This is a genomic window from Sphingobacterium kitahiroshimense (assembly GCF_025961315.1).
Taxonomy (GTDB): Bacteria; Bacteroidota; Bacteroidia; order Sphingobacteriales; family Sphingobacteriaceae; genus Sphingobacterium; species Sphingobacterium anhuiense.
On sequence record NZ_JAOQNK010000001.1, the window covers coordinates 260,213 to 279,704 of the forward strand.

At 36.1% G+C, this 19,492-nt stretch carries 15 protein-coding genes and 1 riboswitch; of the genes, 6 read left to right on the forward strand and 9 right to left on the reverse strand.

The window, feature by feature from the left end:
- Entirely contained in the window at positions 1–2,376 is a 2,376-nt protein-coding gene (locus M2265_RS01155) for an endonuclease MutS2 (protein WP_132768478.1), read from the forward strand.
- A gap of 14 nt (positions 2,377–2,390) precedes the next feature.
- Positions 2,391–3,047 carry an MgtC/SapB family protein gene (locus tag M2265_RS01160; protein ID WP_021190497.1) on the forward strand — a complete coding sequence of 219 codons (657 nt, stop codon included), beginning with the start codon at positions 2,391–2,393 and terminating at the stop codon, positions 3,045–3,047.
- A 96-nt stretch (positions 3,048–3,143) separates the two neighbouring features.
- Here the strand turns inward: M2265_RS01160 and M2265_RS01165 are convergent, their stop codons facing one another.
- The 3 genes from M2265_RS01165 to M2265_RS01175 form a co-directional block, all read right to left on the reverse strand.
- Complete coding sequence (locus tag M2265_RS01165; protein ID WP_132768476.1) at positions 3,144–4,544, reverse strand: AMP-binding protein; 1,401 nt, start codon at positions 4,542–4,544, stop codon at positions 3,144–3,146.
- Positions 4,545–4,554: 10 nt separating this feature from the next.
- A complete protein-coding gene (locus M2265_RS01170) occupies positions 4,555–5,367 on the reverse strand; it encodes an SDR family NAD(P)-dependent oxidoreductase (RefSeq protein WP_165905838.1) in 813 nt (270 codons plus the stop codon).
- A gap of 72 nt (positions 5,368–5,439) precedes the next feature.
- Positions 5,440–7,356 (reverse strand): ABC-F family ATP-binding cassette domain-containing protein, encoded by a 1,917-nt coding sequence (locus M2265_RS01175; protein ID WP_132768472.1) that lies wholly within the window; start codon positions 7,354–7,356, stop codon positions 5,440–5,442.
- A 51-nt stretch (positions 7,357–7,407) separates the two neighbouring features.
- Here M2265_RS01175 and M2265_RS01180 point away from each other — a divergent pair, with 51 nt between their 5' ends.
- Positions 7,408–8,448, forward strand: coding sequence for a quinone-dependent dihydroorotate dehydrogenase (locus M2265_RS01180; RefSeq protein ID WP_132768470.1), 1,041 nt, complete (start codon positions 7,408–7,410; stop codon positions 8,446–8,448).
- A 66-nt stretch (positions 8,449–8,514) separates the two neighbouring features.
- Here M2265_RS01180 and M2265_RS01185 read toward each other — a convergent pair whose 3' ends face one another.
- Complete coding sequence (locus M2265_RS01185; RefSeq protein WP_132768468.1) at positions 8,515–8,916, reverse strand: DUF5606 domain-containing protein; 402 nt, start codon at positions 8,914–8,916, stop codon at positions 8,515–8,517.
- Between the two features lie 23 nt (positions 8,917–8,939).
- Positions 8,940–9,398, reverse strand: coding sequence for a peptidylprolyl isomerase (locus M2265_RS01190; protein WP_021189688.1), 459 nt, complete (start codon positions 9,396–9,398; stop codon positions 8,940–8,942).
- A gap of 188 nt (positions 9,399–9,586) precedes the next feature.
- Between M2265_RS01190 and radC the strand changes: the two genes are divergently transcribed.
- A complete protein-coding gene (radC, locus tag M2265_RS01195) occupies positions 9,587–10,276 on the forward strand; it encodes a RadC family protein (RefSeq protein ID WP_132768466.1) in 690 nt (229 codons plus the stop codon).
- 596 nt (positions 10,277–10,872) lie between these two features.
- On the opposite strand, the gene M2265_RS01200 is transcribed toward radC, so the two are convergent.
- The 4 genes from M2265_RS01200 to M2265_RS01215 all read right to left on the reverse strand — a co-directional run bounded on the left by M2265_RS01200 (position 10,873) and on the right by M2265_RS01215 (position 16,173).
- Positions 10,873–12,054, reverse strand: a complete 1,182-nt coding sequence (locus M2265_RS01200) for a homoserine dehydrogenase (protein ID WP_132768464.1) — start codon at positions 12,052–12,054, stop codon at positions 10,873–10,875.
- A 39-nt stretch (positions 12,055–12,093) separates the two neighbouring features.
- Positions 12,094–13,401, reverse strand: a complete 1,308-nt coding sequence (locus M2265_RS01205) for an O-acetylhomoserine aminocarboxypropyltransferase/cysteine synthase family protein (protein WP_132768462.1) — start codon at positions 13,399–13,401, stop codon at positions 12,094–12,096.
- Between the two features lie 228 nt (positions 13,402–13,629).
- A riboswitch (SAM riboswitch) is annotated at positions 13,630–13,744 on the reverse strand.
- Positions 13,745–14,148: 404 nt separating this feature from the next.
- The gene (locus M2265_RS01210; RefSeq protein ID WP_243655377.1) at positions 14,149–14,991 is read right to left on the reverse strand and encodes a prephenate dehydrogenase; all 843 of its coding nucleotides are present in this window, start codon (positions 14,989–14,991) and stop codon (positions 14,149–14,151) included.
- A 12-nt stretch (positions 14,992–15,003) separates the two neighbouring features.
- Positions 15,004–16,173 (reverse strand): pyridoxal phosphate-dependent aminotransferase, encoded by a 1,170-nt coding sequence (locus M2265_RS01215; RefSeq protein ID WP_132768460.1) that lies wholly within the window; start codon positions 16,171–16,173, stop codon positions 15,004–15,006.
- Positions 16,174–16,365: 192 nt separating this feature from the next.
- On the opposite strand from M2265_RS01215, the gene M2265_RS01220 reads away from it, so the two are divergent.
- Both M2265_RS01220 and mqnE read left to right on the forward strand, forming a co-directional pair.
- Positions 16,366–18,189 carry an ABC transporter ATP-binding protein gene (locus tag M2265_RS01220; protein WP_132768458.1) on the forward strand — a complete coding sequence of 608 codons (1,824 nt, stop codon included), beginning with the start codon at positions 16,366–16,368 and terminating at the stop codon, positions 18,187–18,189.
- A gap of 98 nt (positions 18,190–18,287) precedes the next feature.
- A complete protein-coding gene (gene mqnE, locus M2265_RS01225) occupies positions 18,288–19,487 on the forward strand; it encodes an aminofutalosine synthase MqnE (RefSeq protein ID WP_132768456.1) in 1,200 nt (399 codons plus the stop codon).
- Positions 19,488–19,492: the final 5 nt, after the last annotated feature.

Genomic DNA, 19,492 nt, shown 5'->3' on the forward strand with positions numbered 1-19,492 from the left:
ATGATTTATCCTAATAACGCAAGTGATAAGCTCGGTTTTGCCGAGATTAAGGAATTGATAAAACAAAAATGTATCAGTGAGTCGGGGCGTAATTTGGTTGATAAGATACAGCCACAAACCCGATTTGATCAGATAGACAAGTTTTTACGTCAAACGAATGAATTTAAAGATTTATTAACAACTGATGATGCTTTGCCAGTTGATCATTTATATCCTATTCGTGCTTTAGTTGAAAAAGCTAAAGTCGAAGGCGCCTTTTTAATGGAGGAGGAGTTTTATCGTGTGCTTCTTTCGTTGAAAACTGTTTATGCTATCATCCGATATTTCAATGATCGGGAAGGGCAGTATCCTAATTTAGAATTACTGTTTGAACATCTTCCTATTGAAAAGCAGATTATCCGTGATATTGAAATGATCATTGATGATCGGGGTAAAATGAAGCACAATGCTTCACGCCTGTTGCTTGATCTCTCTCAAAGCATCTTGAAAGCAGAACAGGAAGCACGTAAAAGAATTGATATCATTTTTAAAAGCGCGCAGAACAGTGGATGGACAGCTGACGGTAATTTGACTATTCGAGACGGCCGTCTTTGTATTCCTATCTTAGCTGAGAATAAACGTAAAGTAAAAGGACTGATTCATGATGAATCTGCTACGGGACAAACTGCTTACATAGAGCCTGAAGAAGTATTTCACCTGAACAATAAGGTTAGAGATTTGGAGTTTGAAAGACGACGTGAGATTATACGTATTTTAGTCGAGTTAACAACCAAATTGAGACCGCATATACCGTTGATGCTTTCGTATGATGGCTTACTTACTAAGGTAGATTTTGTTCGATCGAAGGCACTTTTTGCTTTAGATATTGAGGCGGAAATGCCTGAATTATCCAAAGAGGCTGAAATAAATTTAGTGAATGCGCGGCATCCTTTACTGACACTAAATGCTGGGCACGACCGCGGGACAATCGTTCCTCTAAATATCAAGATCGACGATGTACAGCGGGTTATCGTGGTGTCAGGACCTAATGCTGGAGGTAAATCTGTCTGTATGAAAACAGTAGGATTGATGCAGCTCATGTTGCAATCCGGATTGTTAATACCCGCTGATGCGCACTCCAAAATGGGGATTTATAAGCAAATTTTTGCAGATATTGGTGATGATCAGTCGATAGAGAGTGATTTAAGTACTTATAGTGCTCATCTTTCTAAGATGAAGTATTTTACAGAGTTTGCGAATGCTCGAACGCTTATATTAATTGATGAGTTTGGTACGGGTACTGATCCATTATTTGGAGGACCAATTGCTGAGGCTGTTTTGGAAACTTTAAATAAAAAGAACATTCGCGGTGTGGTGACGACGCACTATTCGAACCTGAAAGTATTTGCAAATCAAACACCTGGTTTAGAAAATGCTTCGATGCTTTTTGATAATGTCGCCATGAAACCGCTCTATATCTTGCAGATCGGAAAACCGGGGAGTTCTTACGCCTTTGAAATTGCGCAAAAAATTGGATTGAATAAAGAGATTATTCATTTAGCAAAACAGAAGGTTGGAAACCATCAGAAAAAAGTAGATACGCTTTTGGTAGATCTGGAGCGCGAAAAGAAGGAAATATTTGATACAAAAGCTGCTATAACAAGACGAGAAAAGGAATTGATCCGCATAAAATCTGAATACGAGGATTTACAATCTTATTTGGAGGAGAATAAAAAGACAATTCTCAAAAAAGCAAAGGAAGAAGCCCAGATACTCTTAAAAAACTCTAATAAATTAATTGAAAATACAGTAGCAGAGATTAAGTCTGCTCAGGCTGATAAAGAAAAGACTAAGGAAATTCGCGCCAATTTGGATCGTTCATTCTCGACCATACTACCTAAGGATAAAAAGATCGAGAAGAAACCTATTGCTACCGCTGATTTAACAGAGGAAATTGCTGTTGGCGATTGGGTAAAGATTATCGATTCGGAAAATGAGGCTGTTGTATTAGAGGTTGCAAAAAACAATCTTATTCTAGCAATGGGTGAACTGAGAACGGTGCAGAAGCGCAAAAATGTTATCAAGTTAGCGGGTAAAGATTTGAAGAAAGCAGCAAAAGCTGGATCTAAGACACTTTCTGCACATGCTGTAGCTGATTTCAATCCTGAGATTGATCTTCGCGGTATGCGCACCGAAGATGCGCTGTATGAGTTGGAGAAAGTATTGGATAGAGCAGTGATGATCGGGTACCCTTCTTTAAAAATTATCCATGGTAAAGGGGATGGTATTCTACGAAAGTTTATCCGTGATTATTTAAGAAAATACAGCCATATTTCCCGATTTGAAGACGAACATCAGGACCGTGGTGGTGATGGTATTACTTATGCATATTTATAATACGTTCGTCAATTATGGACTCTTTGCTGAATTTCTTTGATAATCAATACATCTGGAATGTGCTGGTTGCCATATTTTGTGGCGCTATAATAGGTTTTGAGCGGGAATATAGAAATAAAGCAGCTGGATTTAGAACGATTGTTTTGATCTGTTTTGGTTCAGCTGTTTTTACTGTTGTTTCAAAAATGATGGGTGGCAATGGGAGTGATGATCGTATTGCCGCTAATATCGTTACTGGTATTGGTTTTATCGGTGCGGGTGTTATTTTTAAAGGAAAACTGTCGGTAAAAGGTTTAACGACTTCCGCCGTGATATGGTCAACAGCAGGGTTAGGTATGATCTCGGGAATAGGAGAAACAAAATTAGCAATGTTTTTTACTTTCTTCATGGTTATTATCTTATCCTTATTTCAGGAAATTGAATTGATGCTATCGCGGTATTATTTAATTCGTACTGTGCATGTACGATTTATGGATTGTGACTTTGAACAGGTTACGAATTTCGAAAATGAGGCTCTAAAATTTAAGGTGAAATTCAATCGGAAAACTATTGAAAAGCTAGGTGGTGAATTGGCTGTGATCTATGACTTATCTGGTAAGATGGAGAACATTAATAAATTCAATGAAAGACTCATCCATTTTGAGCCGATTAAGGAATTTTATTATAATTAATCTTAATTTTTTATTTACAAATATATCTTTAATTTGTTGATATATAGGTGGTAATAGATGTGCTGTGTTGAGGGTTTTTTATTGTAGCCGAACGGATTAATTATCGTTGTAGTGAAGGGACTTTGGTTGCAAGTATTTAGGGAATGTCCTATTGAGCCATTTTCTAAATTCTGCTTCATTAAATGCCGAATCTTTTTTTAAGGTAAGTTCTAAATTCAATTCGCTTATCATCATTTCATTTTTAGACACGAGAATTCTAGTTTTGGCAACAGATTCATAACTGTTTATTTTTTCTTCTAATTCACTAAAATGAATAATTTCTCCGCCAATATTAAATGAAGAGTTTGTTCTGCCAAGATAATATAAAAATCCGTTTTTATCCTGGTGTATGCGATCTCCAGTACTTACATATTGATTTTTAGACTGATCGTGTATCCATGGACATCTTATTTTGAGCTGCTGATCTGCTTGCAAGTGGTATTCGATACCTTTTAGAAATCGGCCAATCGTATTGTTATTGTTTGTTAAATCAGTGTGGGTAGCAATGCTGCAGATTCCCAATTCTGTGGTTCCATAGAGATTATATATGTTCGTCTCGGTATATTGATTTAGAATACATGATACCCATGTTGCTTCTAGTTTATCTGCTCCGGAAATAATGCATCGGAACAGGCCCAGTGCATTTTGATCTATTTCAATGAATTTGGGAATCATAGAAGGTAAAAGAACCAAACAGTCTATTCTGTTGTTCGTGAATTGAGTAATGCATTTAGCGCTAAATTTTGTGGTGAAGTGTAGGTTGTGCTTTAAAAATAGTGCTAAAATCAAACTTGCAAGACCATAACCGTGATAAAATGGAACTGTAATGAAAGTAGAGGAATAGTTAAGTAGCCCAAGTTTTGAAATTAATTCTGTAAATGGACTCCATATTTTTGAGATATTGAGTTTACGTTCAATGGGTTTTGGAATATTTGAAGAACCTGTACTTAAAATTGTTATTTTACCATTGTTTCGTCTTATTTTATGAGAGACTTTATTGATGACGCATGCATTAATTTCCGCAAAAGAATAGATCAAAGACTTTGTACGTAGATTTTCTAATCGATCTTTGTTATCTGTTAGCATTAGAACTTGGGGATAATTTTCCAAAATTTTCTCTAATTGGAGATCGGATAATTGGGAACTCATGATAATTACCTCTTTTGAAAGTGCGGAAAGGGCAAATAGATAGCTAATAAAATTGAAACTGTTGTCTGCGATGAGAATGACTCGGGAAGATAGCTTGTTTTTGGGTACTATTTTTAATTTTTCAATCGTAAGACAGGTTTCATCATACAGAGCTGCGTAAGTTATGGTACGATTACCATCATTTAAGTAGGAATCTTTTGCTTTCCGAATTGATTTCAATAAAGAAAATAAATTAACACCTGATTGAAACGTATATAGGATGGATTTAAATACTTGAATAGCGAAATCAATTTTTTGTCGTAATCTCATAGGAATATGGTTAAAATTTATCCCATATTTTTCGAATAAAAAATCCGATTGTTATAGGAAAGGGAGACCACCATGGCCTAGAATAACTATCAGTACCTAAGATGAGTTTTATAATACGTAAGGCTGCTTCACTACTTTGCATGGCAGGAAAGTTTTTATAACGATCGTTAGGCGCTATCATTTCTGTTTTTACCAATGGTAAGTAGACTGTTTTTAGCTTTACATTCATTTTTTTCCATTCAGATTGGTTTGATCGGCAATATTGATCAAATGCTGTTTTTGATGCCTGGTATGCAGCCCAGTGTGGTGCAGGTGGGAGCAAAACATTTAGCGCAGAAATATTAATAATCTGACCTTTTTGCTGTGATAGAATAGGAGTAAGTGCTAATGTCAATTTCACTGGAGCCAAATAATTCAGCATGTTGGTTCTTGTAAAATCATGGTAGCGCGGCAAGGATTTTGTTAAGCTACGATGAATCGATTTACCTGCGTTAGAAATAAATATATCTACCTTCATCTGTCTTGCATGAATATATTCAATAAGTTGATCTATTTGTTGTTCTTGATATAGATCTGTAACGTAGATGCACGCAGTGGAATTGTTTTGGGTAGCAATTGCTTTTACTTCTTCTAATTTTTCTTGCGATCGAGCCACTAAGATGAGATGTGCATGGAATTTGGAAAGAAGTATTGCACAGGCTTTTCCAATACCTTCACTTGCTCCGGTGATTAAAATAGTTTTTCCTTGGAAATACTTTGTGGCTTTCCTTCTACTTAAAAATACTTTCGGGTATAAGATATTTTCGATCCAGTTTATTTTCACAATTCTTTCATAATAAAAAAAGGTATACAATAAGCCTGCCTATTGTATACCTTTCTAATAAAGTGAGTGTAATTAATCTTCCAATTCCATAATTTCTTCAGCTAAATCTTCCCAATTTTTTTGCAATTGTTCTAATTCTGCTTTAGAGGAATTATAATTACGCGTATGTTCTTGTAATTTGATCGCGTTGGAATAGATCTCTTCTTTTGCTAATTCTGTTTCCAGTGTTTTTAGAAGAACTTCTTTTTCAGCTACTTTAACCTCTAGTGCCGCTAATTCTTTATTCTTTTTGCTGATCAGTTTAAATTTATCTTCAGAAGGAGCAACTTTGACTTTTTTAGGCTCTTCTGCTACAACTTTTTTCTCGACCTTTTTTTCTTCAGGTTTGATCACACGTTTTGAATTCCACTCTTCAAATTCTTGGTATGTACCTGGGTATTCTTTAATTTCTTTATCTTCGATATACCATATTTTGTTGGCAACATTATCCAAAAAGTAACGATCGTGAGAAACTACAATTAGGGTACCTTCAAATTGCTGAAGTGCTTGAATCAAAATATTAACCGATTGCATATCCAAGTGATTGGTAGGCTCATCTAGTGCTAAGAAGTTAGCATCAGCTGTTAATGCTTTTGCAAGTGCAACACGTGATTTTTCACCTCCAGACAGGACTTTGATCTTTTTGAATGCGTCATCACCGGAAAATAGAAAACAGCCTAAGATTGAACGTAATTCGGTTTCTGTGTGTTTAGGCGCAAAAGCTTGCATCTCTGCAATTATGCTGTTTTCTAGATGCAGGGCTTCCAATTGATGCTGTGCAAAGAATGTTTGCAATACATTGTGGCCATGTTCAGATTTTCCATCATACTCCGTATCTGCACCTGCCACAATACGTAACAAAGTCGATTTACCTTTACCATTGGCACCGATCAAGGCAATTTTATCACCTTTTTCAATAATCCCCTCCGTATTTCTTAAAATTTCGAGGTTTGGATAAGATTTAGATACATTTTCTAAGGTAACAACATGTCTTCCCGATGGTTTTGAAAACTTAAAGCTAAAGTTTACTGTTGGGTTATCATCATCAACATCTTCCACTCTTTCCATTCGATCTAAAGCCTTAATACGGGATTGTGCCATCTTTGCTTTTGAGGCTTTCGCACGGAAACGTTCGATCAAACGTTCTTCCTGTTTGATCTTCGCTTGCTGATTCTTGAATTGACCAGCCTGAATTTCACCTCTTAGTGCTTTCTCTTCCAAATAAAAACTGTAATTACCAGCGTACAGCGTTAATTTACCTTTGCGGGATTCTACCGTTTTTTTAATAATACGGTCTAAGAAGTACCTGTCGTGTGAGACGATGACGATCGCACCTTCAAACCCTTGCAAGTAATTTTCCAGCCATTTAATAGAAGGTAAATCCATATGGTTGGTAGGCTCATCCAGCAATAAAATGTCTGGAGTCTGCAATAAGATTCTTGCCAGCATGACACGCATGCGCCATCCACCGGAGAAGGTCGCTAACGGACGTTTCTGCTCATCTTCTGAAAAACCTAAACCCGCTAAAATTTCGTGAGCCCTAAATTCGATACTATAGCCATCTAAAGCTTCGAATTCCATCTGCTTGTCACTTAATTTATTTAGAATATCGTCAGAATAGTCTGTTTCTAATTTTTGGAGTAAGTTTTCTATTTCAGTATGTAATTGATTTTGGCGCTCAAACGCCTCCATTGCTACATGTAAAATACTTTTATCAGAATGATAAGATAATAAATCTTGATTTAGGTAACCAATTTTTAAGTCCTTCGCCATCGATATACTTCCTGAAGTAGGCGTATACTGTCCTACGATCAATCGCAACAAAGTAGATTTACCGGTACCGTTGGCTCCAATTAGACCTACCTTATCTCCAGGTTTAATATGCCAGTTGGCCTCATCATACAATGCGCGAGAGCCTATTTCGAATGTTAAGTTATTTATTGATATCATTTCGATTGCAAAAGTAATGAAATTTCTTCTTCTTTGCCTACCTTTGTGCATATGTACAAGTTGGTAAAACCTATTTTCTTTTCAATGGATCCTGAATCTGCTCATCATACGGTGACTGGTGGATTAAAAATGTTTTCAAAAATCTGGGGTGCTAAAAAATTATTAAGCAGTCTGTATACCTATGAAAATCCGAATTTGGCTCGCGAAGTATTTGGCCTTAAATTTAAAAATCCCGTAGGATTGGCTGCAGGCTTTGATAAAAATGCCGAATACATTACTGATATGGCCAATTTTGGTTTTGGTTTTATTGAAATTGGTACTGTAACGCCACGACCTCAACCAGGAAATGATCAACCACGGATGTTTCGTTTAATTCCTGATAAGGCATTAATCAATCGTATGGGTTTTAATAACCAAGGTGCTGACGTTGCGGCTAATCGTCTTAAACATTTAGCTACTGAAGATCGTAAAGGACTTTTAATCGGTGGAAATATCGGTAAAAATAAAATCACTCCAAATGAACAGGCGGTAGATGATTATATTTATTGTTTCAACGCACTTTTTGATTATGTTGATTATTTCGTTGTCAATGTCAGTTCTCCAAATACTCCTGGACTTCGTGATCTGCAGGAAAAGGAGCCTCTGAAACATATTTTAAATACGCTCGAGGAATTGAATAAACGAAAATCAAATAAGAAACCTATTCTTCTTAAAATTGCTCCAGATTTGACAAATAGTCAATTGGATGATATTGTTGAAATTGTTCAGGAAACAGGTATTGCTGGTGTTATTGCAACAAATACTACGATATCTAGAGAGGGGCTTCAAAGTGATGAAAATTTAGTTAAAGAAATGGGAGGGGTTAGTGGAGCTCCCTTGACCAAGCGCTCGACAGAAGTCATTCGCTATCTTTCCGAAAAATCAAACCGATCTTTTCCTATTATTGGTGTTGGCGGGATTCATTTTGCGGCAGATGCAATTGAAAAACTTGATGCTGGGGCTAGTCTTGTTCAAATTTATACAGGATTTATTTATGAGGGACCAGCTTTGATATCGGATATCTGTAAAGGAATTGTTCAAGCAGGAAAGTAGAAAACTAAAGATAAAAAAAGAGAGGGTCTTAACATATGTTAGGACCCTCTCTTTTTTTATCCTAAATTATACTAAAGGAGCTGGTGCTTCTTCTTCAAATAAAGGTAAATCTTTAATGATATTGTACCATGTAAAGATTTTTTTAATATCTGACGAATAGACGCGAGATTCATCGTGACCTGGTGCAATTTCGCGGAAAGCATCACGTAATGCTTGACCATCTGCTTTAGGATCTACAGTTAATCCTTTTTCTTTGATTGTTTCAAAAACATTCAATAAGCGAATTTCCTCTTCTTCGCCATAAATTGTAATGTCTTCTAATGTTGCCATTTTCGTAGAAGATAAACTTACTACCGATTTAATTTTAGCGCTGTCTAGAGTCTCTAAAATAAATCCGCCTTTATTTTGTCCAACTAATTTGAACAATCCTGGTTTTCCTGTTACAGAAACTAATGCTCTTAAATTCATAATACACTTTTTCTTATTGAGAACTAGTCTTCGATAACTTCAATACTTAAAATACGGTCACCTTGACGGATATCATCTACAATATCAACGTTTTCAATAACTTTTCCAAAACAAGTATGATTTCTATCCAAATGAGCAGTGTTGTTACGGCTGTGGCAGATAAAAAATTGAGATCCGCCAGTGTTACGGCCAGCATGTGCCATTGATAATACGCCTCTATCATGGAATTGGTTTTCACCCGTTAGTTCACAGTCGATTTTGTAACCTGGACCACCTGTTCCTGGCATACCAGAAGCACCTTCACGTGAATTTGGACATCCACCTTGGATAACAAAGTCAGGTAACACACGGTGGAAACTTAATCCATCGTAATATCCTTCTTTAGCTAATTTGATGAAATTTGCAACGGTATTTGGAGCATCTGCTGTATAAAATTGTACAGTCATGTCGCCCTTTTCTGTTTTAATAATCGCTTTACTCATTTTATTAAAATAAATGTTCAATTACAAATATAAGATTTCAAAACGATTTGAAAAAAAGAAAGCACGCTCATATATGCTCTGAAATGCTAAAATTTATTTAAATAATTGATACTAATTATTTTAAGTTTTTAAATTTATGATTAAATTAGTAGATTATATAAACCTTTTTTACACCTTATTATTGTGATATGAGCAAACTGGTCATTCGGGATTGGGCGGAGGCAGATCGTCCTAGAGAGAAATTATTGGAACAAGGTCGTCGTTCACTGTCTGATGCAGAGTTGCTCGCTATTCTTATTGGCTCGGGCTCAAGGCAAGAAACTGCCGTTGAGTTGTGCAGACGTATTTTATCCAGTGTTCAAAACAATCTGGATAGTCTTTCCAAAATGGAGGTATTGCGGCTTTGTGAGTTTAAAGGCATTGGAGAAGCTAAGGCGATTACGATTGTCGCTGCACTTGAACTGGGACGCAGAAGAAAGGAAGCTGAATATATTGAAAAACCTTTGTTAAACAGTAGTCTGCGGGTCTATGAATATTTTCGGGCCCAGTTACAAGATCTTCCCCACGAAGAATTTTGGGTTTTGTATTTAAATACAGCCTGTAAAGTGCTGGATAAACAATTAATAGGTCGTGGAGGCAATGATTTTACTCCAGTTGATGTCCGTATTATCCTGCGAAATGCTCTTAATTGTAAAGCTCATTCAATGATATTAATTCATAATCATCCTTCTAGTTCGCGTGAAGCAAGTCAGGCGGATAAAATTCTGACAAAAAAGATTGCGGAGGCTTCTAGGATAATGGATATTAAGGTCAATGATCACATTATTTTTACAGACAATGGCTATTATAGTTTTCGTGATGAAGGTCTGTTAGAATGACCTATGATTGGCGGGAGGATGATATTCGATATGGAAACACTAAGGCATAAAGGGAAGTGAAACTTCCCTTTATGCCTTTAATCGTTAAATTTTCTTTTTTGTCTTCTATATAGAATGTAGATTATTGCCAACAAGGCAACAACCGCAAGAATTATATAACTTGAATTCGAGTGTTCTTGTGCATTAATTGTATTGGTATCTGCAAAAACCAAGTTGCCTACCATTATCAGTAGAATTGTTAACCACTTAGCCATAATTTATAATATTTTTAGTAACATCACAATATAGTGATATTAACGATATTAAGCAAATTTTCTGCCACATATTTATTATAGTTCTAAATATGCTATTTTTTAACAAAAAATAGCAGTTTAAATAGTTTTTGAGCCTAATTATGTTGTAAGTAGTGTCAATAATTAAATACCTGAATTGTTAAATATAAGTCATGATTTGTAGTAGCTGCATCGCGGAGTTTATAGAAGTGAATTGGGTTGATGATAGATAAAAAAAACGTTGAACCTACAAGTAGATCCAACGTTTTTCACTTGTGATTAGCAAGTGTTAGGATTGGTTGGTATTCGGTGCTTTTTATTAATTTAGGCAATTTCAGCAATGAAATTTCCTGTTTGGTTTATTTCAGATTTAAGATCTGTGATTTTCTGCAAATTGATTGTTCCGATCACGTACTTAAAATCAGGAGCATAATATCTTTCAATAATTTTTGTGAAACCTAATTTTTCAACTAGGCTGTCATCTTCATATCTCAAGTACACCTTGATTTCATGATCGGTACTGTATGATAATGCATCTGTATTTAAATGCTTCTTGTACTCATATCTGTAGTCATAACGTAGCGCTGTAATATCAGATAATACTGCCGATCCTGTAGGATGGCCACCAGCACCTTTGCCATAGAAAAATTGTTCATCTGCAAATGCCGCTTTTACAAGTACACCATTGTTTTCATTTTCAACATTGAACAAAATGTTTTCCGAACTGATAAACTTAGGAATGACATAGAGAACCACTTTATTTTGATCGATTTCTCGAGCGGTAGGGATTAATTTGATTTTGAAATTTTTCTCTTTTGCAAAACGAATATCTTGAGCCCCTAACTTATCAATACCAATATTAAACACGTCATCAGGATTTACATTGATACCATAAGCATGAGCAGCTACGATTGTTAATTTGTATTTAGGGTCAAAACCACCGACATCTAATGTAGGATCAGTTTCAGCAAAACCTAGGTCCTGCGCTTCTTTTAACGCATCTCCATAAGGTTGATTTTCGTTGAAGACTTTAGACAATATAAAATTAGAGGAGCCATTAAAAATACCGGTCACGGCATGTAATAATTCATTATCATAATACTCTTCTAAATTGCGGATAATTGGAATACTTCCGCATACTGCACCTTCATATAGTAGACTTGTTCCGTATTCTTGTTGTATTGCCGCTAACTCTTCTAAATGCGTGGCAATCATTTTCTTATTTGCAGAAACAACGTTTTTTCCAGATTTTAATGCACGAACAGTCAGTGCGTAAGCCGCATCAGCATCATCGATCAATTCTACTACGGTATTGATTTCAGAGTCACCAAGAATAGCCTCAGCATCTGTTGTGAATAATTCAGCAGGTAATGATCTTTTTTTGTCAGCGTTCTTGATGACAAATTTTTTAATTTCTAAATTTAAGTTTTTAGTCTTGATAATGTCGTACAATCCTTGTCCTACAACTCCGAATCCAAACATTCCAATCGTTAATTTCTTACTCATATTCGTTTTTACGCTTTTATATAATATTGCTATCTGAAATTATTTTATTTTATCGAAGGCCTGCTGTAAATCTGCTTTGATATCGTCAATATGTTCGATACCTACAGATAAGCGTAACAATCCTACAAACACACCTGCTGCTTTTTGAGCTTCTTCGCTCAGTTGTTGATGTGTAGTCGCCGCAGGGTGTATGATTAATGACTTCGTATCACCCACATTTGCGAGATGACTTATTAGCTCTAAGCTATCGATAAAAGCATCGGCTTTTGTCACGTCACCTTTTATTTGGAATGAAAGAACAGCACCATATCCATTTTTTAAATATTTTTGCGCATTTGCAAAGCTAGGAGAGCTTTTTAACCCTGGATAATTCACTTTTTCCACTTGCGGATGGGCTTCTAACCATTTCGCAATTTCTAATGTGTTGTCTACATGACGCTGAACACGAAGCGATAATGTTTCTAGGCCCTGGATTAATTGGAATGAATTGAAGGGTGAAATAGCTGGTCCAAAATCACGTAGTCCTTCAACACGTGCGCGGATTGCAAATTGAATGTTTCCAAATGGGCCATTAACGCCAAAAACATCTGAAAAAACTAATCCATGGTATCCTTCTGAAGGTTCAGAAAACTGTTTGAATTTACCATTTCCCCAGTTGTAAGTACCACCATCTACGATGACACCACCAATACTTGTACCGTGACCACCAATCCATTTTGTTGCAGACTCTACAACTACAGAAGCGCCGTGTTCAAGAGGTTTAAATAGATATCCACCAGCTCCAAAAGTATTGTCTACGATAAGTGGTAAGTCATGTTTTCTAGCGACAGCTGCTATCTTATCAAAATCTGGGATATCGTAACTTGGGTTTCCAATTGTTTCTAAGTATAAAGCTTTTGTGTTTTCATCGATTAGTGATTCAAACTCCTCGGCGGTTGTTTCTTTAGTAAAACGTACTTCAATACCAATTCTTTTAAATGCTACTTTAAATTGATTATATGTACCACCGTATACATTACTGCTGGAAACAAAATTTTCACCAGCTTCTACGATATTATTTAATGCAATGAATTGTGCAGCCTGTCCAGAAGCGACTGCTACAGCGGCGATACCGCCTTCCAATGCAGCAATACGTTTCTCAAATACATCTGTTGTTGGATTCATCAGACGTGTATAGATGTTTCCAAATTGTTTTAAAGCAAATAAGTTCGCTCCATGTTCTGCATTTTCAAATACGTATGAACTGGTTTGGTATATAGGTACTGCACGCGCTCCAGTTGTTGGATCGGCAACTTGACCAGCATGCACTTGAAGTGTTTCGAATTTTAAATTTTTATTTGTAGACATTGTAGTTATAATTAATTAGTTGAAGATTCGTTAATATAAAATAGGGGTGAGATTGTGCACATGGATATGTACTTGAAATCAATAAATTTTAAAAAAGATTGATTAACAAGAAAACGTAAACATGTGCAAAAGCATTCGCATCTGTTTTGATGGAATATTTGTATCTGTTACGTTGGTGCTAGAATTTACCTTCTTGTTTTGTTGTAATGTTATTATCATTTGTCGTTTCATTTATATCCTCCAAAGCAATATTACTTTGGACAGGAATTGGCACCTTTTCAAACGTATTTTGAAGGTTGCCAGTGGGTCATTGAGCCAGTCTCTCGCCACTTCTTTATAAATCAAGACCTGATTAAGAGGTGTTGATTAGATGTATTTCTATTTGAACTACGTTGCAAATATATGCCTTGCTTTTTACAAACCAAAATATTTTATGCTATTTCTTAGAAAATACCTCTAATTCTACTCGTAATTGATCGTAAGCTCTCACTATTATGTAAGTATTGGTAGTTGATGGGGCAGCATTTATTTATTCCGATATGTTTATACGTCGTGGATGAAATCCATATAAGTAATTGAAAGCAATATAACTGAAGCATACGATGTTAAACAGACAACAGCAGAGCGATGATCCTGTGATCGTTTTTTTTATAAAAAGAGCATAGGAACCTTGTGAGTTCCTATGCTTTCTTCAAATTACTTTGTATGAAACAATAATTCGCCTTTGCCAGTTGGAGCAAGTGGTTTTTATTTAATAATACGTTTAATCTTATTTGATTTTTTAATCAATTTGTGTAATTGACTGTAATTTTCATCTTGGATGGCATCTTTTAAAGCCTGCAGCTGCTTGATGTTTTCCTCTAAGACTTCGAGTACATTAACTCTGTTCTGTTTAAAAATAGGTGTCCACATATCCGGTGAGCTTTTTGCTAAGCGTACCGTTGATTCAAAACCAGATCCTGCCAATTCAAATATCCGGCCCTGCGATTTCTCTTTCTCTAAAACAGTTAGAGCAAGAGCAAAAGAAGTCAGGTGGGAAATATGCGAAACATAAGCTGTATGTGTATCATGCTCTTCTGCAGTCATAAATGATGTCCGCATTTCCAGTTGTTCAGTAATGGAATCTGCTAATTCGAAAGCATCTTCATCAGATTTGAATGCCTCAACGTAAACCATCATTTTATCTTTGAACAAGTTTGGTAGTGCCGCTTCTGGGCCTGAATATTCAGTACCTGCCATAGGATGAGCAGCAACATAACGACCACGATTGGCATGTTCAGCGATTAATTGTAAGATATTAAGCTTAGTAGAACCCATGTCAATAATAACTTGATCCGTCACTAAATCTAATATTTTGGGAGCTAATGTGATAATAGCATCAACGGGAGCCGTTAAAATAATCACTTTACATTTTTCTAGAGCTTCCTCCAATGTTGCTTTCTGATCAATGAATCCAATTTGCAATGCTTTTGTTAAATTAGCATCACTTTTGTCAACACCAAATACCTGATCACAAAATTTCTTTTCTTTTAGTTTCATGGCGACGGAGCCACCAATTAACCCGACGCCAATAATGGCTATATTCATCATTTTATTTCAATCTTAATTCGTTCCTTTTGCTTCTTTTATTCTAGCAATTGCTTCATTTAACACTTCAGCTGAGGCACATAAACTTATTCTAATATAGGCGTTTCCTGCACTTCCGAATATACCCCCGGGAGTAATAAAGACACGTGATAGATCTAACACCTCATCACTTAACGTGTAGCCTGATTCGTAATTATCTGGAATTTTGGCCCACACAAATAAACCGACCTGATTCTTTTTATATGTACAACCCAACAGGTTCATGATTTCGAAAACCAACTGTCTTCTTTCGTGATAGATTGCATTTAAATCTTGATACCATGTTTGATCCAACTGCAATGCCTTGGCCGCTGCTAATTGAGCTGGTAAGAACATTCCCGAATCCATGTTGCTTTTAAAACGTAATACTTCATTGATTCGCGCCTCTGCACCCACTAACATACCGATTCGCCATCCTGCCATATTGGAGGATTTGCTTAATGAATTAAGTTCCAAGGCAACATCTTTCGCTCCTTCAATAGACATAATGCTTTTAGGTCTGTCTGTTAAGATAAAGCTATAAGGATTGTCATGACAGATTAAAATGTGGTTAGCCTTTGCAAAAGCAATCAGCTCATGATAAAATGCTTCATTTGCACTAGAACCAGTAGGCATATGTGGATAATTGATCCACATTAATTTAACTTTTGACAAGTCGCTTTCAGAAAGCTTTTTAAGATTAGGTAACCAATCCGTTTCTTCAGATAAATCATACGTGATTGCGGACGCTCCACTTAGTCGCACTGCGGCGGCATAAGCAGGATATCCTGGGTTTGGTATTAATACGTGATCACCTTCTTGCAAATAAGTCATGCAAATATGAACAATGCCCTCCTTAGAACCTATTAAAGGTAAAATCTCTGTATTTGGATTGAATGTTGCCTGATAATAGCGTTGATACCAATCTGCAATAGCTTGCCTCAAAACAGGTGAACCTTTATAGTTTTGATAGCCATGTACATTGGTTTTAGCCGCTTCTGTCGTCAAGGTCTGAATAACTTCAGGGTGAGGAGGTAAGTCGGGGCTTCCGATGCCTAAATTAATCACGCGAGCACCTGCTTTATTGAGCTCATCAATCTCTCTTAATTTTTTTGAGAAATAATATTCTTCGGTTTGTTGCAACCTTTTGGCAACTTCTATTTGCATTATGTTCTGGTATTTTACAATTTACAAGGACTAAATTAGGCTTTTTCTATTAAAATACTAGTATAATGTCGTTTAAATTGGTGTTTATTGAATTAAATTTTTAATATCATCCAAGTGCAAGATTTCATTCCTTTAAAGTATTCCTTATATATTGCGCGTAATTTTAGTATTTTTGCTACCTTAATATCATAAATGAAAACATACTTTAGATTACTTTCTTTTGCCAAACCCATTGAGAAATATGCTATTCCGTATATTATCTTTACATTAATTACAGTTGTATTCAGTACGTTAAACTTGGCGATGTTGGCTCCTTTGTTAAATACCTTATTTCTTAAGGAAGAACCTGCTATTCAGATGGTTTTGGTAAAGCCAGATGGTTATAATCCCTTGGATTATTTCAACTATTATTCAAATTTTGCCAATCAAGAGTTTGGCCCTTATAAAGCATTGCAATATGTGTGTATTGCAATTATTTTTTCTGTTTTCATCAGTAATTTGTTTCGCTATCTATCTCAACGCATTATGGAAAATTTACGAATTCACACTTTGTTGAATTTGCGTAAAGCTGTTTTTGATAATGTGATGGATCTGCACTTAGGATATTTTAACAGTCAAAGAAAAGGAGATATTATTTCAAAAATAGCCTCAGATGTTCAGGTGGTACAGTTTTCTGTTACAGGTACTTTGCAAGTAGCTTTTAAAGAACCACTTCAACTTATTGCATATTTAGTCACGTTATTTGCGATCTCAACCAAATTGACTCTTTTTGCGATGTTAGTTATCCCAGTTTCTGCATTTTTTATATCGAAGATTGTTAAGAATTTAAAGGCGCAAGCTATCGCAGGACAAACCTCCTATGCGAATATGATTTCATTTTTAGATGAGGCCTTATCGGGTGCTCGCATTGTTAAAGCATTTAATGGGACAAATTTTGTCAAAAAGCGTTTTAATGATGAGAACGATCGTTATGCCGGTATTATGCGTGCTATGGCGAGCCGTCAACAAATGGGTTCGCCAGTATCCGAATTGTTAGGTGTAATCATGGTGGCGATTATTTTATTATATGGGGGAAATTTAGTTTTGTCAGGTAGTGATGAATTTGGTGCGTCGGAATTTATTGCATATATCGCGATATTCTCCCAAGTTATGCGTCCTGCAAAAGCATTAACTGATGCATTTAGCAATATTCATAATGGTATTGCTGCTGGTGAGCGTGTGCTGGAATTGATTGATACCAAAAGTGAAGTTACTGATAAGCCTAATGCTAAGGAAGTTACTGATTTTAAAGAAGCGATTGAATTTCAACAGGTCGATTTTTCTTATGGTGAAAAGAACATCTTGAAGAATATCAATTTGACTATTGAAAAAGGTAAGACAATTGCGCTAGTAGGCCCATCCGGGGGCGGTAAATCTACACTGGTAGATCTGATACCACGGTTTATGGATGTTACCGGCGGTCAGATTCTTTTTGACGGAATAGACTTAAGAGATCTCGATCAAGAGTCTTTGCGCACGATGATTGGAGTAGTTAATCAAGAATCCATTTTGTTTAATGACACGATTTTTAATAATATTACTTTCTCTAATACTTCTGCTACGCAGGAAGAGGTTGAAGCTGCTGCAAAAATCGCGAATGCTCATGAATTTATTTTAAAAACAGAATTGGGTTATGAAACAAATATCGGTGATCGAGGGGCTAAACTTTCTGGAGGACAGCGCCAACGTATATGTATTGCCCGTGCTGTTTTAAAAAATCCTCCCATTATGTTGCTTGATGAAGCAACATCAGCTTTGGATACTGAATCTGAGAAATTAGTTCAGGATTCCTTATATAAGTTGATGGAAAATCGTACTACAGTTGTTATTGCACACCGTCTAAGTACGATTCAGAGCGCCGACACAATTGTCGTAATTGATGCTGGTCAAATTGTGGAATCAGGTAGCCATAGTGAATTGATTCAGCAGGAGGGTTTATACCGGAAATTAATAGATATGCAACAGTTCACAGATTAATTGTTGTTCAACATATATTGCAGTACCAAAAACAAGGCTAAATTCTACGAATTTAGCCTTGTTTTTGGTACATTTGTTATAGACTAGGAGACATGCTAATGGATGCTAAAGAAAAATTAAATTTCTTAATTTCTAATCCGCTTTTGGATAGTGAGTTAAGAAATATAGCGAATAAAGTGTTGCAAGAGGAACGCATCACATTTGATGAAGGGGTATACCTTTATGAAAAAGCCGAATTGGGTTATTTAGGTGTTTTGGCGAATTTTATTCGTGAGAAAAGACACGGGGATATCACATTTTTTAATCGTAATTTTCATATTGAGCCTACTAATGTATGTGTTTACGATTGTAAATTCTGTTCATATTCCCGTATGATCAAGGAACGTGCTGAAGGATGGGAAATGGATGTGGAAGGCATGATGGATATCGTGAAGAAGTATGATGATGAAGCTGTAACGGAAGTACATATTACAGGTGGTGTGGTGCCGAAGCAAAATCTTGATTTTTATGCGGAGTTCTTTAAAAAATGTAAAGCACATCGTCCGGAATTGCATATTAAAGGATTGACTCCTGTGGAATATTATTATATTTTCAAAAAGGCTAAATTGAGTCATTATGAAGGTATGAAGTATTTGCAATCTTGTGGTTTGGATTCGATGCCTGGTGGTGGGGCTGAAATTTTCCATCCAGAGATCAGAGAGCAGATTGCCCATGATAAATGTACTGCTGAACAGTGGTTGGATATCCACGAACAGGCACATAAGTTGGGAATGCATACCAATGCAACCATGCTTTATGGTCATATCGAGCAATTTTGGCATCGTGTAGATCATATGGAAAGACTTCGTCAGTTGCAAGATAAGACTGGCGGTTTTCAAACCTTTATTCCATTGAAATTTAGAAATAAAGAAAATCAAATGTCACATATTTCTGAGGTTTCTGTGATTGAAGATTTAAGAAATTATGCGATAGCACGTATTTATCTAGATAATTTTGATCATATAAAAGCGTATTGGGCAATGATTTCAAGGGATACTGCACAAATGTCCTTAGCATTTGGTGTTGATGATATCGATGGAACACTGGATGATACGACGAAGATTTACAGTATGGCAGGAGCGGAGGAACAGAATCCCGGTATGTCGACGCAACAGTTGGTTGAGTTGATTAGAAAGGTAGGACGTCATCCAATAGAGCGTGATACCTTATATCATGTTGTCACAGATTACAAGGATGTGGTTTTTGAAGACGATAGCAAGAAGAAGAATTATTATTCACTTCCTGTTGTAAATAATTAAGACAT

Coding starts and splice junctions, on each gene's coding strand:
- M2265_RS01155 (WP_132768478.1), top strand. CDS start 1: ATGATTTATCCTAATAACGCAAGTGATAAGCTCGGTTTTGCCGAGATT.
- M2265_RS01160 (WP_021190497.1), top strand. CDS start 2,391: ATGGACTCTTTGCTGAATTTCTTTGATAATCAATACATCTGGAATGTG.
- M2265_RS01165 (WP_132768476.1), bottom strand. CDS start 4,544: ATGAGATTACGACAAAAAATTGATTTCGCTATTCAAGTATTTAAATCC.
- M2265_RS01175 (WP_132768472.1), bottom strand. CDS start 7,356: ATGATATCAATAAATAACTTAACATTCGAAATAGGCTCTCGCGCATTG.
- M2265_RS01180 (WP_132768470.1), top strand. CDS start 7,408: ATGTACAAGTTGGTAAAACCTATTTTCTTTTCAATGGATCCTGAATCT.
- M2265_RS01185 (WP_132768468.1), bottom strand. CDS start 8,916: ATGAATTTAAGAGCATTAGTTTCTGTAACAGGAAAACCAGGATTGTTC.
- M2265_RS01190 (WP_021189688.1), bottom strand. CDS start 9,398: ATGAGTAAAGCGATTATTAAAACAGAAAAGGGCGACATGACTGTACAA.
- radC (WP_132768466.1), top strand. CDS start 9,587: ATGAGCAAACTGGTCATTCGGGATTGGGCGGAGGCAGATCGTCCTAGA.
- M2265_RS01200 (WP_132768464.1), bottom strand. CDS start 12,054: ATGAGTAAGAAATTAACGATTGGAATGTTTGGATTCGGAGTTGTAGGA.
- M2265_RS01205 (WP_132768462.1), bottom strand. CDS start 13,401: ATGTCTACAAATAAAAATTTAAAATTCGAAACACTTCAAGTGCATGCT.
- M2265_RS01210 (WP_243655377.1), bottom strand. CDS start 14,991: ATGATGAATATAGCCATTATTGGCGTCGGGTTAATTGGTGGCTCCGTC.
- M2265_RS01215 (WP_132768460.1), bottom strand. CDS start 16,173: ATGCAAATAGAAGTTGCCAAAAGGTTGCAACAAACCGAAGAATATTAT.
- M2265_RS01220 (WP_132768458.1), top strand. CDS start 16,366: ATGAAAACATACTTTAGATTACTTTCTTTTGCCAAACCCATTGAGAAA.
- mqnE (WP_132768456.1), top strand. CDS start 18,288: ATGGATGCTAAAGAAAAATTAAATTTCTTAATTTCTAATCCGCTTTTG.